This window comes from Lactonifactor longoviformis, assembly GCF_042848515.1.
Taxonomy (GTDB): Bacteria; Bacillota; Clostridia; order Lachnospirales; family Lachnospiraceae; genus Lactonifactor; species Lactonifactor longoviformis.
On the sequence record NZ_AP031453.1, the window covers coordinates 1,245,118 to 1,261,705 of the forward strand.

At 46.7% G+C, this 16,588-nt stretch carries 11 protein-coding genes; 10 read left to right on the top strand and 1 reads right to left on the bottom strand.

Annotated features, from left to right (window positions below; translation table 11 throughout):
- Window positions 1–164: 164 nt before the first annotated feature.
- Together ACGHCT_RS05780 and ACGHCT_RS05785 are read left to right on the top strand one after the other, a co-directional pair.
- The gene (locus ACGHCT_RS05780; RefSeq protein ID WP_154257280.1) at window positions 165–1,262 is read left to right on the top strand and encodes a radical SAM protein; all 1,098 of its coding nucleotides are present in this window, start codon (window positions 165–167) and stop codon (window positions 1,260–1,262) included.
- Window positions 1,259–1,882, top strand: coding sequence for a TetR/AcrR family transcriptional regulator (locus tag ACGHCT_RS05785; RefSeq protein ID WP_154257282.1), 624 nt, complete (start codon window positions 1,259–1,261; stop codon window positions 1,880–1,882). The genes ACGHCT_RS05780 and ACGHCT_RS05785 overlap by 4 nt, the downstream gene beginning before the upstream one ends.
- 67 nt (window positions 1,883–1,949) lie before the next feature.
- Here the strand turns inward: ACGHCT_RS05785 and ACGHCT_RS05790 are convergent, their stop codons facing one another.
- Complete coding sequence (locus tag ACGHCT_RS05790) at window positions 1,950–3,422, bottom strand: GntR family transcriptional regulator (RefSeq protein ID WP_173015493.1); 1,473 nt, start codon at window positions 3,420–3,422, stop codon at window positions 1,950–1,952.
- A gap of 160 nt (window positions 3,423–3,582) precedes the next feature.
- Here ACGHCT_RS05790 and ACGHCT_RS05795 point away from each other — a divergent pair, with 160 nt between their 5' ends.
- The 8 genes from ACGHCT_RS05795 (at window position 3,583) to dnaK (ending at window position 16,537) form a co-directional block, all read left to right on the top strand.
- Complete coding sequence (locus ACGHCT_RS05795; protein ID WP_154257286.1) at window positions 3,583–5,142, top strand: HD domain-containing phosphohydrolase; 1,560 nt, start codon at window positions 3,583–3,585, stop codon at window positions 5,140–5,142.
- 99 nt (window positions 5,143–5,241) lie between these two features.
- Window positions 5,242–7,644 (top strand): response regulator, encoded by a 2,403-nt coding sequence (locus ACGHCT_RS05800; protein WP_256281361.1) that lies wholly within the window; start codon window positions 5,242–5,244, stop codon window positions 7,642–7,644.
- Window positions 7,645–7,884: 240 nt separating this feature from the next.
- The gene (gene uvrB, locus ACGHCT_RS05805) at window positions 7,885–9,882 is read left to right on the top strand and encodes an excinuclease ABC subunit UvrB (protein ID WP_154257429.1); all 1,998 of its coding nucleotides are present in this window, start codon (window positions 7,885–7,887) and stop codon (window positions 9,880–9,882) included.
- Between the two features lie 263 nt (window positions 9,883–10,145).
- Window positions 10,146–11,591, top strand: a complete 1,446-nt coding sequence (locus ACGHCT_RS05810) for a sodium:solute symporter (protein WP_154257290.1) — start codon at window positions 10,146–10,148, stop codon at window positions 11,589–11,591.
- 86 nt (window positions 11,592–11,677) lie between these two features.
- Window positions 11,678–12,661 carry an NAD(P)-dependent oxidoreductase gene (locus tag ACGHCT_RS05815; protein WP_226903004.1) on the top strand — a complete coding sequence of 328 codons (984 nt, stop codon included), beginning with the start codon at window positions 11,678–11,680 and terminating at the stop codon, window positions 12,659–12,661.
- Window positions 12,662–12,887: 226 nt separating this feature from the next.
- Window positions 12,888–13,925 (top strand): heat-inducible transcriptional repressor HrcA, encoded by a 1,038-nt coding sequence (gene hrcA / locus ACGHCT_RS05820; protein WP_154257294.1) that lies wholly within the window; start codon window positions 12,888–12,890, stop codon window positions 13,923–13,925.
- Between the two features lie 13 nt (window positions 13,926–13,938).
- Window positions 13,939–14,598, top strand: a complete 660-nt coding sequence (gene grpE / locus ACGHCT_RS05825) for a nucleotide exchange factor GrpE (RefSeq protein WP_390438844.1) — start codon at window positions 13,939–13,941, stop codon at window positions 14,596–14,598.
- 73 nt (window positions 14,599–14,671) lie between these two features.
- Entirely contained in the window at window positions 14,672–16,537 is a 1,866-nt protein-coding gene (gene dnaK / locus ACGHCT_RS05830) for a molecular chaperone DnaK (protein WP_072849139.1), read from the top strand.
- The last annotated feature ends 51 nt before the right edge of the window (window positions 16,538–16,588 follow it).

Below are 16,588 nucleotides of genomic sequence, written 5' to 3' on the forward strand. Positions count from 1 at the left end.
CGGCGGAAAGGAAGATGCTGCCTGCGACAGCCCGCCGCAGGCGGAGATTGCACTTTCTCGCAATCTTTCTTATTGACAGGCTAGTAATTATTAGCTATACTGAGGTTATGGGCTAGTAAATACTAGCCTGTGCGAACGAACGTATGATTGGAGCGGGAAAACAGATGGAGACATTTCGGCTGGAAGAATATTTAAGCAATGGAGTGGAACAGATGATCAAAGGAATTCTTAAGGCGTCTGCAGGGAACCCCAGAGAGAGTCTTTTTATGGTACAGTATGCCCGGGGCGGCAGAAAGAGAAGAGAGCTTCGCAGAAAACGAGAGGAAGAGGGGGTGCATATTCCGCCGTTTTTGATTGCCAGTATTACAAATCAATGCAATCTCAACTGCAAAGGCTGCTATGCCCGGGAAAATGAGAAGAGGGAAGGGTTTCGGGTGAAAAGAATGCTGACGGTAAAAGAGTGGGGAAACATTTTTGAAGAGGCTCAAAAATTGGGCGTAGGATTTGTGCTCCTTGCCGGAGGGGAACCTATGACGAGAAGAGATGTGCTGAGAGAAGCCGGAGAGTATAAGGGAATTCTTTTTCCCGTATTTACCAACGGGACATTGTTTGATAAGGATTATGCAAAACTCTTCGGAATACATAAGAACTTGATTCCCATTTTAAGCGTAGAGGGTGGGGAAGGACGTACAGATGACAGGAGAGGAGGGGGGATATACCGCAGAGTTCAAAGAACAATGGAACTTCTGCAAAACAGCCGTATTCTCTTTGGAGCATCGGTAACTGTGACAAAGGAAAACCTGGAGGAAGTGACAGGGGAAAATTTTCTGAAGGAACTTCGGACACGGGGATGCAAAGGGATAATATATGTAGAGTATGTACCCGTGGACAGGAAATCTGCCTCCCTGGCTTTAGAGGAGAGAGACCGGCAATATATGAACAGCAGAATACAGAGGCTGAGAAACGGCCAGGACGAGATGCTGTATATCTCTTTTCCGGGGGACGAGAAATCATCCGGGGGATGTCTGGCAGCAGGACGGGGATTTTTTCACATTAATGCTGCGGGGAATGCGGAACCATGCCCATTTTCCCCCTTCTCAGATACCAGTCTGCTGGATATGTCCCTGGAAGATGCTCTCCATTCCCCTCTTTTTAGAAAGCTTCAGACATCCGGACTTTTGACTGCACCTCATGAGGGCGGATGTGTACTGTACCAGCATGAGGAGAAGGTAGAGAACCTCCTGAAGGGAGGCAGCAGATGAAAACCAGAGAACGGATCATAGAGGAGGCGCTGAACCTTTTTTCCAGGAAAGGCTATCAGGGAACCAGTGTAAAAAATATTGCAGAGGCTGTGGGAATCAGGGACAGCTCTCTGTATAAACACTTCAGGAGCAAAGAGGAAATTTTTAGTACCATAGTGGAAGAAATGTCGCGCCGTATGGAGAAAATGTCACAGGCTTTGGGGCTGCCTGGGGAGAAGCACATGGAGGCGGCAGCGAAAGTATACGGGAAGCTTTCTGTGGACGGACTCTTGGAACTGAGCAGGAAGATATTTTTGTTTTATTTGAAGGATGAATTCGCATCCAGGTTCCGGCGGATGCTGACTATTGAGCAGTATTCTGACAAGAGGATTTATGAGGTATACAGAAAGATTTTTATGGTAGACAGTATTACTTATCAAACAGCGCTTTTCCAGGAAATGATGAGGCAGAGGGTTTTTAGTGAGGGTGATCCTGCCGCAATGGCAATGAATTTTTATGCCCCTATTTATTTTTTGCTGAACAAATACGACCAGATGCCCGGGGCCGAGGAGGAGGCGATGGGGGAGTTAGAGCGTCATGTAAGGGAGTTCTGCAGAATCTATAACTGCAGAAAGGGATAAAAAATTGAAAAAAGGAATGAGAACCTGTATGCCTGTTGGCAATGACAGGACCTCATTCCTTTTTTTGCTAAAGGGGAATGGGGAGAAAATCTGTACCCGAGGGCAGCTGGGCGATGACAAAATGGATATCCCGGTAAATCTGCAAAAAGGCTTTTTCCAGTGCGGCGGGCAAAGCGGAAGAATCCTTTTCCCGGAGGGCCTTCACCACATCACGCATAAGGGCCTGCAGCTTCTCCTGAGGCGCATAGTAAGAGGCATCCGCTGCATACAGATAATAGCCCCACAGGAGCAGCTCATTCAGCTGAGAATAGATGTTGCTCAGAGAGTGGCAGGGAGCAAACTGTATCATATAATCCATAAGGAGCTGAACCGAACGGGGATTGAGACTGTGGAGAGAGGCAGAGAATAACTTTTCTTCTGCCCTGTGCAGCCATTCCTCTGTGACAGGGGTGAAGGATTTTGCGCAGATTCCTGCAGACAGAGCCATAATCTGGATGGCATCCATACAGAGAGCCAGTCTTTGCTGGATCAGAGGATCGCTGAAATCGAAAGAGGCAGGGGAGATGCTGCCCTGAATCTCTCCTGTCACCAGAATAGTTCCTTTTTTAGCTTTTGTTTCAGCAATTCCCAGCATATTCAGCAGAGCAATGCTGCGGCATACAGTCTCCTTCATCAGCCCGTATTCTTCCATCAGTCTGGGAATGGAAGGGAGATATTTCTTCCCTTCAAACTCCCCTCCCGCAATCCGCCGAAGAATAGACATGGCCAGGCGTATATAAAGTTCAGAATGGCCTTTGGTCCGGAACCAGCGGATATCTGCCTTCCGCGGGACCGGGGCAGGAATCGCGCGGCTAAGTTCCTCAAGATAACCGTCTATGGTACTCTGGGTTTTACAGTAAAAGTCCAGAATACTATCATAAAACGCGTCATACTGTTTCCGGAGGATTCTGTTTAATGCTGTCTCCAGCCAGGCTTTTACCCTGCTCTCAGCTTGATAGGAGGGAGCTTTTACCCCAGGATAAGGAATATAGGGCACATCCAGATAACTCTCAGCATCCAGTTGCAGATCCTGAATCAGAAGGTTGTTAAAGGGCTTGAGTACAGCCCTGAAAAAAAGATTGGCCTGCCGATAAAGGGCAGAGAGCTCCATGTGACCGGCAATACCGTCTATGGCGTCCCGCATGATTGTAAATTCGGTCTCCTGACAGAGTCTGGCACCCTCCCGATAGAGGGCCGGAAGAAGAAGGCCAAGTCCGCAAAATGCATCATTCACTCCGTCCCTGCGTTCTAACAGGGCGGCAATGCAGGACTCTGCTGATGCGCGGTAGGCAGAAACTGCCGGCCGTCCGGTAACAGTACGGATATATCCGCTGTGTTCCAGCATCTTCATGACTTTCCGGATTGTGGTGATCCCTACATTGAACTGCCGGCAAAGCTGCTGCTGGGAAGGCATAGTCTGTCCTTCGGGATAGACACCGCATTCAAACTGAGTGACAAAGGAGCGATAAAGATATTCGTACTGGTGTAAATTCTGACGCAATTGGCGCTTTCTCCTTTCGAAAAAATGTATTAATAAAATAAGTATATCAACTTTGGTGTTCAGCTTCAACTTGCTTTTTACAGTTACCTGCGATAAAATATACCTATAGCCTATATGGGAAAGATGCGGCCTGAGGTAAGCGGCAGGAGGTGATGGGGAAATGAAAAAGCGAAACTGCATTTTGATTGTGGATGATGCAGAGATGAACCGCGCCATGCTGGCAGATATGCTGTCCGGGGAATATGATATCCTTGAGGCGTCTAACGGGAAAAAAGCAATCGAGATAATGCAGCGGCAGCTGTTTAAAATTTCCCTGATTTTGCTGGACATTATTATGCCTGTGATGGATGGGTTTGAAGTGCTGTCGATTATGAACAAATATGGCTGGCTGAACCGTATTCCTGTTATTACTATATCGTCAGAGACTTCATCTACCTACATTGATCATGCATATGATTTGGGGGCAACAGACTATATCAGCAGGCCCTTTGACGAGAAAACTGTACAGCGGAGGGTGCAGAACACAATAGTGCTGTATTCCAAACAAAAGGTTCTGGAAGGAATGGTGGCGGATCAGATTGCAGAAAAGGAAAAGAATAACTTCCTGATGGTAGAGATTCTTTCAAATATTGTGGAATTCAGAAATGGGGAGAGCGGCCTTCATGTGCTCCATATTCGGGTTCTCACTGAGATATTCTTTCGAAAGCTGCAGGAGATTACTGGACAGTATCCCATGACAGTTTCCAGAATGGCATTGATTGTAAATGCTTCTGCGCTGCATGATGTGGGAAAGATATCTATTCCGGAAGAGATTTTGAATAAACCGGGGAAGCTCACCCCAGAGGAATTTAAGATTATGAAGACACACAGTATACAGGGGGCCCTCATTATGGAAGACGCACTCTCACGGCATCATGAAGAACTGCTTAATCTGGCCTATAATATCTGTCGCTGGCACCATGAGAGGTATGACGGAGGGGGATATCCGGACGGGCTGAAAGGAGACGATATTCCCATAGAAGCTCAAGTGGTTGCTCTGGCAGATGTGTATGACGCACTAACCAGCATGCGTGTATATAAACCGGCTTACTCTCACGACACAGCTATGCAGATGATACTAAAGGGTGAGTGCGGAGCCTTTCATCCGCTTCTTATGCAGTGCCTGGAAGCAGTCGGTCCGTATTTGGAGGAAGAGTTGAAGATCCGCTCTATGAATCCTGTATCAGAAGAAAATTTACAGCATTTATCAAACCAGATTATAGCGGACGGCCAGGTTTCCGAACGCACCCTTACGCTGCTGGAGCAGGAACGGGTAAAGTATCAGTTTTTTGCTTCTATGTCTAAGGAGATTCAGTTTGAGTATAATTATAGCATCGACGTTCTCACCATGTCAGAGTGGGGAGGAAGCCAGCTTGGACTGCCTATTCTCATAGAGCATCCCGGACAAAATGAGGTACTGCACAAGGTGTTCTCTCAGAAAGATTACATGGACCTGCAGAGAAAGCTGAGGAAAGCTACAGAGGAAAATCCAATTGTAAGTGGTGTATACTGTCTTTGCATAAAAGGAAATCACCGGTGGTTTAAGGCTACGGCCCGCCCTTTGTGGGAAGGGGAAGGACAGGATGGGATCTCAGGTATCATTGGAAAGTTTGTGGATGTTCATGAGGAACAGCTAAAGCTTGACAAGCTGAAAAGAAATGCAGAACGGGATGGAATATAACAGACTGTTTCACTGTGCAGACCAGGCGCTGTATGCGGCGAAAAGGGATGGAAAGAACCGGTTTACTTTTTATGGATCATGAAAGCGGAGGATAGGAACATGGATAAACAGAAAAGTAGTGCAGGGCAGATTGGATATGAATATGATACACTGATGAATCTTCTCCATGTCAGCGTCAGTAAACATCTGCTGGATGATCATTTCACACTGGTTTGGGCAAATGACTTTTATTATGAATTGATTGGTTATACAAAGGAAGAGTATCTGGCGATTTATCATAATCTGTGTGATACGTATTATATGAATGACGATTTGGGGATACATGATGAGGAACTGTGGAACCAGCTGGGGGCTGAGGTGATCCGCACGCTGAATGCCGGGGAGAACGGCTATACCATGGTAGCGCAGATGCGTCGCAGGAGTGGAGAATATATATGGGTCCGTATGTCGGCGAGGTTTACGGATGAGTATATTGACGGGTACCGGGTGTCCTATACGGCCATGATGGATGTCAGTGACATGATGCGAATGGAGCAGGAGCAGTCCGTTACCTATGATAATCTGCCTGGTTTTATTGCAAAATACAAAGTGGGCAAGATGCTTGATTTTACACTGCTTGACGGCAACGACCGTTTCTTTGAGTTTTTTGGGAAAGAGAGCTGGAAGAATATGGAGTACCCTCTGTTCCGGGACAATGTGCTGCGCAATCAGTCGGTATTTGAAGAGCACCGGGAGGCGCTTCTGAAGGGGGAGCAGGTTCATTTTACTGTACATATGAGCGATCAGAGAGGTCAGGATGCCTGGCTGCAGATTAATGGGTCCTGTGTGGGACACCAGGAGGGGGATCCGGTATATCTTGTAATCTACATTGATATTACCAACGAGACGGAGCTCCGGCAGATGCAGAGGCAGCTGGAGGCCCAGGCCAAAAGGCTGCGCAGCGCTCTGAAAGAGGCTGAAGAGGCTAACCGGGCAAAATCAGATTTTCTGTCCCGGATGAGCCACGACATCCGTACTCCCATGAATGCAATTCTTGGAATGAAGGATATTGCGGTTTCCCATATGGAGGATCCGGATAAAGTAAAAGACTGCCTAAAAAAAATCGGCCTTTCGGGACAGCACCTGCTGGGCCTTATCAATGACGTGCTGGATATGTCCAAAATTGAGAGCGGGGAGATGGCTCTTAGGGATGATGTGGTATCCCTGCCGGAGGTACTTGAAAATATTGTAACCATTATGCAGCCCCAGTTTAAAGAAAAAGATCAAAAGTTTTCTATCCGTCTCCAGTGTGTGATTCACGAACTCTTTTTAAGCGATTCCCTCAGGCTGCGGCAAATATTTTTAAATATACTTTCCAATGCATGTAAGTTTACTCCTCCGGGAGGAAGCATCACCATGGACGTGGCAGAGGGCGGTACAGAAGGGAGAATCACTCACTTTGCATTTACAATTACGGATACAGGAATTGGTATGCAGCCAGAATTTATGGAACATCTTTTCACCGCCTTCAGCCGGGAGAGAGACAGCAGAGTGGATAAGACAGAAGGAACCGGACTTGGGATGGCCATAACAAAAAAGATAGTAGAACTGCTGGAGGGAACCATTGAAGTGGAGAGTGAACCGGGGAAAGGGTCGGTTTTTAGAGTTTATCTACCATTGAAAATCGAGGAATCTCCAAAACTTGACGCTTCTTTCCCGGATTTAAAAGTTATTGTGGCGGATGATGATGCGGTTATGTGCGAATACACTGCAGAGATGCTTCGGAACATCGGTATCTATGCAGACTGGGTGGACAGTGGTGAGCAGGCCGTAGCAAAGGTGTTGGAAGCACAGAAAAAGGGGGAGGCATATGACGCCATTCTCCTGGACTGGAAGATGCCCGGGCAGGACGGACTTGAGACTACCCGCCGGCTGCGGGAGGTCAGTAAGGGTAAGCTGCCTATATTGATTATCTCTGCTTATGACTGGAACGACATAGAACAGGAAGCTAAAATGGCAGGCGTAAGCGGATTTCTTCAGAAGCCTATCTTTGCGTCCACTCTGATCCGGGGGCTGCGGCAGTATATTCTGGGAGAGTCAACGGATGGGGAGCGAAGTGAATCAGAGCATATATCTGACTTTGAAGGCAGGCATTTTCTTCTGGTGGAGGATAATGCCCTGAACCGGGAGGTAGCCCAGGAACTGCTGGGGGATATGGGAGCGGTGATTGACACTGCCTGTGACGGCCTCCAGGGGGTTGAGGCTTTTGCAGCTTCAGAAGAAGGCTTCTATGACATTCTTCTTATGGATATTCAGATGCCCGTGATGGATGGCTATACGGCTGCCCGGACGATAAGGACTCTGAACCGTGCGGATGCCGGGACAGTGCCCATTCTGGCAATGACAGCAGATGCCTTTGCCGAAGATATCCAGGCAGCAAAGGATGCCGGTATGGACGGTCATCTGGCCAAGCCTCTGGACGGTGTTACACTGAAGCGTGAGATTAGCAAATACCTTAGTTGACATCAGAAAACAGGTATTTTATACAGATGCAGGAATGAAAGAACAAATGTTCCGCTGCTGCCTATACTTTTCTATTGGTCTATGTTATAATTTTTAAAGTATAATATCCACCAGGCTTTATCTGGCGCAGCAATATATCTAGGAAAAGATTTTGTGATCTTCATTTCACGGAGGTAAAAATACAGTATGGTTAAACAAAGGCACTCCCAAGACGCTTCGCTGCTTGCTCATGAAACCGGCATGAGGGGCGATATTGGTTTCAAATTACACTCGGAATATCAGCCAACCGGCGACCAGCCCCAGGCTATAAGACAACTGGTCCAGGGATTCAAAGAAGGCAATCAATGCCAGACCTTACTGGGGGTAACAGGTTCCGGAAAGACATTTACCATGGCGAATGTCATCCAGCAGATTCAAAAGCCGACCCTCATTATTGCTCACAATAAAACCCTTGCCGCTCAGCTCTACGGCGAGTTTAAGGAGTTCTTTCCGGAGAACGCGGTAGAGTACTTTGTATCCTATTACGACTATTATCAGCCGGAGGCCTACGTTCCATCCTCTGACACTTATATAGCAAAAGATTCCGCTATCAACGATGAGATTGACAAGCTCCGTCTCTCTGCCACTGCCGCTTTAAGTGAGCGGAGAGATGTCATTATCGTATCCAGTGTGTCCTGTATCTATGGGATCGGAAGTCCCAAGGATTACCAGAATATGATAATCTCCCTCCGTCCCGGTATGGAGCGGGACAGGGATGAGGTAATCCGCAGGCTCATTGACATTCAGTATGACAGAAATGACATGGATTTCCACCGGGGGACCTTCCGGGTAAGGGGGGATGTGCTGGAGATATTTCCTGCAGATTACTCAGAGCTGGCGGTCAGGGTGGAATTTTTCGGGGATGAGATCGATCGGATTACAGAGGTGGATACCCTCACCGGAGAGATTAAGAATGTTTTAAACCATATTGCCATCTTTCCGGCCTCTCACTATGTGGTTCCCATGGAACGGATTCTGGAGGCGGCAACGAATATTGAGGAGGAATTACAGGAGAGGGTGGCCTATTTTAAGAGTGAAGATAAACTGTTAGAGGCCCAGAGAATCTCAGAGAGGACAAATTTCGACATTGAAATGATGAAAGAGACCGGCTTCTGTTCAGGGATAGAGAACTATTCACGCCATTTATCCGGACTTGCTCCGGGACAGCCGCCCTATACCCTGGTTGATTATTTTGGAGACGACTTCCTTATCATTGTAGACGAGTCTCACAAAACGGTTCCCCAGATCCGCGGGATGTATGCCGGAGATCAGTCCAGAAAAGGAACTTTGGTGGACTATGGTTTCCGCCTTCCCTCAGCAAAGGATAACCGTCCTCTTAACTTTGAAGAGTTTGAAAGCAAAATTGATCAGATTTTGTTTGTCTCTGCTACCCCCGGGGAGTACGAGGAGGAGCATGAACTGCTCCGGGCAGAACAGATTATCCGTCCTACGGGCCTGCTGGATCCGAAGGTAGAAGTAAGACCTGTGGAGGGACAGATTGATGACCTGGTAGGAGAGGTGAACCAGGAAGTGGAGAAGGGCAACAAAATCCTCATTACGACGCTTACAAAGCGTATGGCCGAGGATCTCACGGAGTATATGAAGGAGCTGGGCATACGTGTCAAATATCTTCATTCTGACATTGACACTCTGGAGCGCACGGAGATTATCCGGGATATGCGCCTGAATGTATTCGATGTGCTGGTGGGAATCAACCTTCTGAGAGAGGGTCTGGATATTCCGGAAATTACTCTGGTAGCTATCCTGGATGCAGATAAAGAAGGGTTCCTCCGTTCTGAGACCTCCCTGATTCAGACCATAGGGCGTGCGGCCCGTAACGCGGACGGCCATGTAATTATGTACGCTGATGTCATAACGGATTCCATGCGGATGGCTATTGATGAGACAGAGCGCAGAAGAGCCATACAGGAGGAGTACAACAGGGAGCATAATATCACGCCCCAAACCATAAAGAAGGCCGTCAGGGATTTGATAAGTATCTCTCAGAATGTAGCTGAAACAGAGGATAAATTAATGAAAGATCCGGAGTCCATGAGCAGGGAGGAACTGGAGAAACTGATAGGTGAGATACAAAAGCAGATGAGAAAAGCTGCGGCAGATCTGAACTTTGAGGCAGCGGCGGAACTTCGGGATAAGATGATCGAACTTAAAAAATCTCTGGAGGAATTGGACGACTGACTCTGGTGAGAAGGATAATTTTTGCTATTGTTCTGTTATACAGAACAATAGCTTTTATTTCATAAAGAATAGAAAAAGTGTGGTAAAAATTGATAAAAATATATCACATATACGGGAAATATCCATTAAAGTGCACAATTGTATTTACTTTTGTACATGGCTGTGATAAGCTATTGGTAACGAATTGTACCACAAATGTGTGAAATATCTAACGATTTTTTGTGGGGCATTACAAAATATACTACATATTGGGAGGCGGTATTATGACTTACTTGGACATTGGAATTATTGTCGCTTATCTTGTGGGAATGCTGTTAATCGGTATTTATGCAAGCAAAAAACAGAAAGGAATTGATGATTACTATGTTGCCGGAAGGAATGTGGGCGCATTTTCTCTTATGTGCTTATGGATGTCAGCCTGGATTGGAGGAGCATCTGTCATGGGAACCTCATCCAGAGCCTACGAAATGGGAATTACGGCAATCTGGTATGTGGGCATTATTGCTGTAGGCATAATTGTTTTTGCCTTTGTTATGGTGAAACCTATCAAACGGCTGGGAGATAAACTGAATAACCTGACTTTCCCGGACTTTATTGAGAACAGATATGATTCAAAAACACGGGCGGCAACCACGGTAACCACGATCCTGGCGTATATTGCCTATACAGGCAGCCAGTTCGTAGCCGGAGCCAGTATCCTCAATGTGCTTACCGGATGGAGCCTGCCGATCTGTTTTATTGTGACAACTTTTGTTATTGTACTGTACACTTCCATCGGAGGCTTTCTGGCGGTAACCTATACGGACCTTGCACAGATGATTCTGCTGTTCGGGGGGATCGTATTGCTGGGAGTGCCCCTGGCCATGCACCATGTGAGCACAAACGAATTGTCCTTCTCTACGCTGCCTGCATCTTATTTTGACTTGGGTACCTGGGGATGGCCTACGATTATTGCGCTGGGCATCTCAACTATTTTTTCTTTCTTTACCTCTATGGACAGCTATACCAAGTGTTTTGCTGCAAAAGATGAGAAAGCTGCCAAGAGAGGAACACTGATGGCGGCAGCCTGTGTGATTGTTATTGCGCTGTCTTCCACCTATCTGGGACTCACTGCAAAGCTGGTACTTCCGGATCTTGCCTCCAGCTCCAACAGCCTGGCGGCACTGGTCGTAGAGATTTTCCCTGCAGGGGTAAGGGGCCTGGTGCTGGTAGGCATCCTGGCGGCCATTATGTCTACAGGAGATGTGTGTGTGCTGACTGCATCTGCAAATATTACAAGAGATATCTATCAGCGGTATATAAATCCTAAAGTAGAAGAAAAGAAGCTCCTGGTGATGGGAATTGCCAGCTCTTTCTTCATTGGCATAATCAGTGCTGTTTTTGCCTGGTTTAACCAGGACATCATTGATGCCTTGTTTATAGCATTTACCATTAACTCCGCTGGACTATTCCTGCCCACGGTATGCGGGCTGTTCTGGAAACGCTCAAGCTCTAAGGGTGCCTTCCTGTCTGTATTATCTTCGCTGATTATTGTGGTTATATGGTACATAGGCGGCATGGTGAGCAGCAGTCCTATTTTCCAGATTGAAGCACTCTGGCCGGCGTTCGGGATCTCCGCGGTTATATATCTGACGGTATGCTTAACCGGAAAACAAAGTCCTGAGGAAATACAGAAGGCGGAAGCTTTTATAGCAGCTAAAAATGGCTAATCTAAAATTATATAAAGAAATGTATCAAAAACGGGGGAAGGAAGGCTTGCAGCCTTCCTTTCCGACCCTTGAAAGGAGTGGGGAGAATGAAACTGGTATTGGCAGAATATCCAGAATCCAGAGACAGGAGTATCGAGGTGGAAAAAAGATACCTGCCGCCGGATACGGAGATTTCCTATGCGGTGGTAGATGAGGGGAACATGGAATCCTACTATGCAGCTTTGGAGGAGGCAGATGCTGTTCTGACCGGATTTGCGCCCCTGGATGAAACCGCAATTGACCGGATGAAGCACTGCAGGATTATTTCCGTGCAGGCAACCGGATGGAATTTCGTGGCTGATGCGTATGCTGCAAAAAGAGGAATTGCTGTGTGCGCTGTGGGGGAATACTGCACCCAGGAGGTGGCGGACCATACCATGGCTCTGATGCTGGGTGTGTGCAGGCTTATCCCCTATCATATGCGCAGAGTCAATCGGGATCATGTGTGGGAGATTGAGTCGCTCAAGGACAGGAAGGTACAGAGATTCGGAGCCAAAACACTGGGAATCGTAGGATTTGGAAAGATTGGGCGGGCTGTGGCTGTCCGGGCCCGTGCCTTCGGAATGAAGGTAATTGCCCATGATCCCTATATCAGTGAGGAAACAGCAGAGATACAGGGGGTAGAGCTGGTAAGCATAGACCGAATTTTGGAGGAGGCAGATGTGATTTCCATTCACATGAATCTTACCAGCGAGAATGAAAACTATTTTAATAAAGAAAAGTTTGATAAGATGAAGCGTCAGCCTTATATTATTAACATGGCCCGCGGGGCAATGATTAATGAGGAAGATCTGGCAGATGCCCTGGATCGCCAAGTGGTATCCGGCGCCGGACTTGATGTTTTGTACAGTGAATCACCAGAACTAGGGACAAGTAAGCTCATTAACAGGGAAAACGTGATCATTACTCCCCACTGCGGTTTCTATTCCGACGATGCCATTGAGGCGTGTGAGAGAATTTCTGTTCAGAACATTACCTATTATATGAAAGGGGAGAAGGAGAAAGTATTTAAGATAGTAAATGGAATCTGAGGCGGTGATACCAGAAAAAGAAGCGCAGAACAGCCGGCCGGAAAATGCAGAACAGGCATTTTCCGGCCGGCTGCGTTTTTCCCATGGTGTACAGCTTTTGTCCCGAAACAAGTATAAAATAATTATAAACCACTTGACAAACTAAAGTCTCAGTGCTATCTTAAAACCATAGGTATTAGCACTCCACACAAACGAGTGCTAACAACTAAAAGAAAGGAGCGAAGATATGGGTAGCGATCTGGATGAGAGAAAACTAAAAATCTTGAAAGCAATCATTAAAACTTATCTGGACACCGGCGAACCAGTGGGGTCGCGTACGATTTCCAAGTACACAGACCTGAATCTGAGCTCTGCAACGATTAGAAATGAAATGTCAGATTTGGAAGAGCTTGGTTATATTTTACAGCCCCATACCTCGGCTGGCAGGATTCCATCGGACAAAGGCTATCGTCTCTATGTAGATGAGCTGATGCAGGAGAAGGAGGACGAGATTTCCGAGATAAAAGGGATGATGATTGAGAAGACCGACAGGATGGAAAAGGTTCTGCAGCAGGTAGTTAAAGTGCTGGCATCTAATACAAATTATGCAACTATGATTTCTACTCCCAGTTATCATCAGAACAAGTTAAAGTTTATCCAGCTGTCCAGAGTGGGTGATATGCAGCTGCTGGCAGTTGTGGTGGTAGAAGGGAATATTGTAAAGAATCAGATCCTTGACCTGGAAGAGCCCATGGATGAGGAAACCGTTCTAAAGCTTAATCTTCTTCTGAATACTCAGCTAAACGGTCTGACCATTGATGAAATCAATTTGGGTATGATTCTTGCCATGAAAGAACAGGCAGGCATACACAGTGATGTGGTGGGAAGTGTAATTGATGCTGTGGCCAGTGCAATCCGTTCCGATGAAGATGAGGTTCAGGTTTACACAAGCGGAGCCACGAACATCTTCAAGTATCCGGAATTAAGCGACAGTACAAAGGCCAGCGAGCTGATCTCTACGTTTGAGGAAAAACAGGCGTTGGTTGAGCTGGTTAAGGAGAGTATGTCTGGTGAGGAGAACACCGGAATTCAGGTATATATCGGCAACGAAACGCCTATACAGACCATGAAAGACTGCAGTGTGGTGACCGCTACTTACGAATTAGGAGAGGGAATGCGGGGCACCATAGGGATTATCGGGCCCAAGCGGATGGACTATGAGAATGTAGTAGACAATCTGAAAACGTTAAAAGTGCAATTAGATAATATATTTAAGAAAACATAGAAAGGCGGTATAGATGGTGGCAGAGGAAAAACAGACGGTTGAAGAAGAAGTAACAGAGAAAGAGGCGATGGAACAGGCGGCAGAAGTCCAGGAAGATGATATCCAGGAAAGCCCGGGAGATACTGGTGAGGAAACAGAAGAGGACACCGGGGAATGCGGCTGTGAGGAGTCCGAAGAAGCCAGGGAGGCCTGTGAAGAAAAAGAAAAAAAAGGTCTTTTTGGAAAGAAGAAAAAGGACAAAAAAGATCAGAAAATAGAAGAGCTGACAGATCAGCTGAAACGCCAGATGGCGGAATTTGATAACTTCCGGAAACGTACGGATAAGGAAAAGTCAGCCATGTATGAGATCGGGGCAAAAGAGATCATTGAAAAGATGCTCCCGATTGTAGATAATTTTGAGAGAGGCCTGGGAGGGGTTCCTGAGGATAAAAGGGAAGATCCTTTTGTGGAGGGAATGAACAAAATCTACAAACAGATGATGACAGCCTTTGAAGAATTAGGTGTGAAGCCCATAGAGGCAGTGGGCAGTGAGTTTGATCCCAACCTTCACAATGCAGTTATGCATGTGGATGATGAAGAGGCAGGAGAGAATGTGGTTGTAGAGGAATTCCAGAAGGGCTATTTATATAAAGAAAATGTGGTAAGACATAGTATGGTTAAAGTAGCAAACTAGATGCGCGCATAACGTATCTGGATTTATATATAAATAATAACAAAAAAGACTTAGATTCAGGAGGGAATAAATTATGAGTAAAATCATTGGTATTGACTTAGGTACAACAAACAGCTGTGTAGGCGTAATGGAAGGCGGCAAGCCGGTAGTTGTTGCCAACGCAGAGGGAGCAAGAACGACACCATCTGTCGTAGCATTTACAAAAACAGGAGAGAGATTAGTAGGTGAGCCCGCAAAGCGTCAGGCAGTTACCAATGCCGATAAAACCATATCTTCTATTAAGAGACATATGGGAACTGACTTCAGGGTAACCATCGACGACAAGAAATACTCCCCTCAGGAGATTTCTGCTATGATTCTGCAGAAGTTAAAAGCAGACGCAGAGAATTATCTGGGTGAAAAAGTTACAGAGGCAGTTATTACGGTTCCTGCATACTTCAACGATGCACAGCGTCAGGCAACAAAAGACGCAGGCAAGATTGCAGGCCTTGATGTAAAGCGTATTATCAACGAGCCGACAGCAGCAGCCCTGGCATATGGTCTTGACAACGAGAAAGAGCAGAAAATAATGGTATATGACCTGGGCGGCGGTACGTTTGACGTTTCTATTATAGAAATCGGCGACGGTGTTATTGAGGTTCTGTCTACAGCCGGCAACAACAAACTGGGCGGAGATGACTTTGACCAGATGGTAGCTGACTACATGATCAGTGAATTCAAAAAGGCAGAAGGCGTGGATTTGTCAAACGATAAGATGGCTCTTCAGAGAATTAAGGAAGCTGCAGAAAAGGCGAAAAAGGAGCTTTCCTCTGCAACCACAACCAATATTAACCTGCCGTTCATCACTGCTACCGCTGATGGACCAAAGCATTTCGATATGAACCTTACAAGAGCTAAATTTGACGAACTGACACATGAACTGGTGGAAAAGACGGCAGAGCCCGTGAGAAGAGCTCTTTCCGATGCCGGTCTGACCGCTTCTGAGCTGGGTCAGGTGCTGCTGGTGGGCGGTTCCACACGTATTCCGGCTGTACAGGATAAAGTAAGACAGTTAACCGGCAAAGAGCCAAGCAAGACATTGAATCCGGATGAATGTGTAGCTCTGGGTGCCTCCGTTCAGGGCGGCAAGCTGGCAGGAGATGCCGGCGCAGGCGATATTCTTCTTCTCGATGTAACTCCGCTGTCACTTTCTATCGAAACAATGGGAGGTGTTGCAACCAGATTAATTGAGAGAAATACAACCATTCCTACCAAGAAGAGCCAGATCTTCTCAACCGCTGCAGACAATCAGACAGCTGTTGATATTAACGTAGTACAGGGAGAAAGACAGTTTGCGAAAGACAATAAGTCTCTGGGACAGTTCAGACTGGATGGAATTCCTCCTGCAAGAAGAGGCGTGCCTCAGATTGAAGTAACCTTTGATATTGACGCAAACGGCATTGTAAATGTATCTGCTAAGGATCTGGGAACAGGAAAAGAACAGCATATCACCATTACTGCCGGTTCCAATATGTCAGACTCCGATATCGAAAAGGCCGTAAAAGAGGCTGCTGAGTTTGAAGCTCAGGATAAGAAGAGAAAAGAGGCAATTGATACAAAGAATGACGCCGATGCTTTTGTATTCCAGACAGAGAAAGCCCTGGAGGAAGCTGGCGATAAGATAGACGCGAATGATAAGACAGCGGTGGAGGCTGACTTAAATGCATTGAAAGAGCTTCTGGAGAAAACAAATGTGGAAGAGATGACAGAGGCCCAGGTTGCTGAAATTAAGGCAGGACAGGAAAAATTAATGCAGAGCGCTCAGAAATTATTTGCTAAGATGTACGAGCAGACACAGCAGGCCGGCGGTGCCCAGGCGGGCCCCGGACCAGACGCGGCAGGCGGAGAAGCCGGTTACGATGCAGATGACGTAGTTGACGGCGACTACAGAGAAGTATAATATAGATACGGGTATAGAGTGAGACACAGCGGGACCTGCGAGGACCTGCTG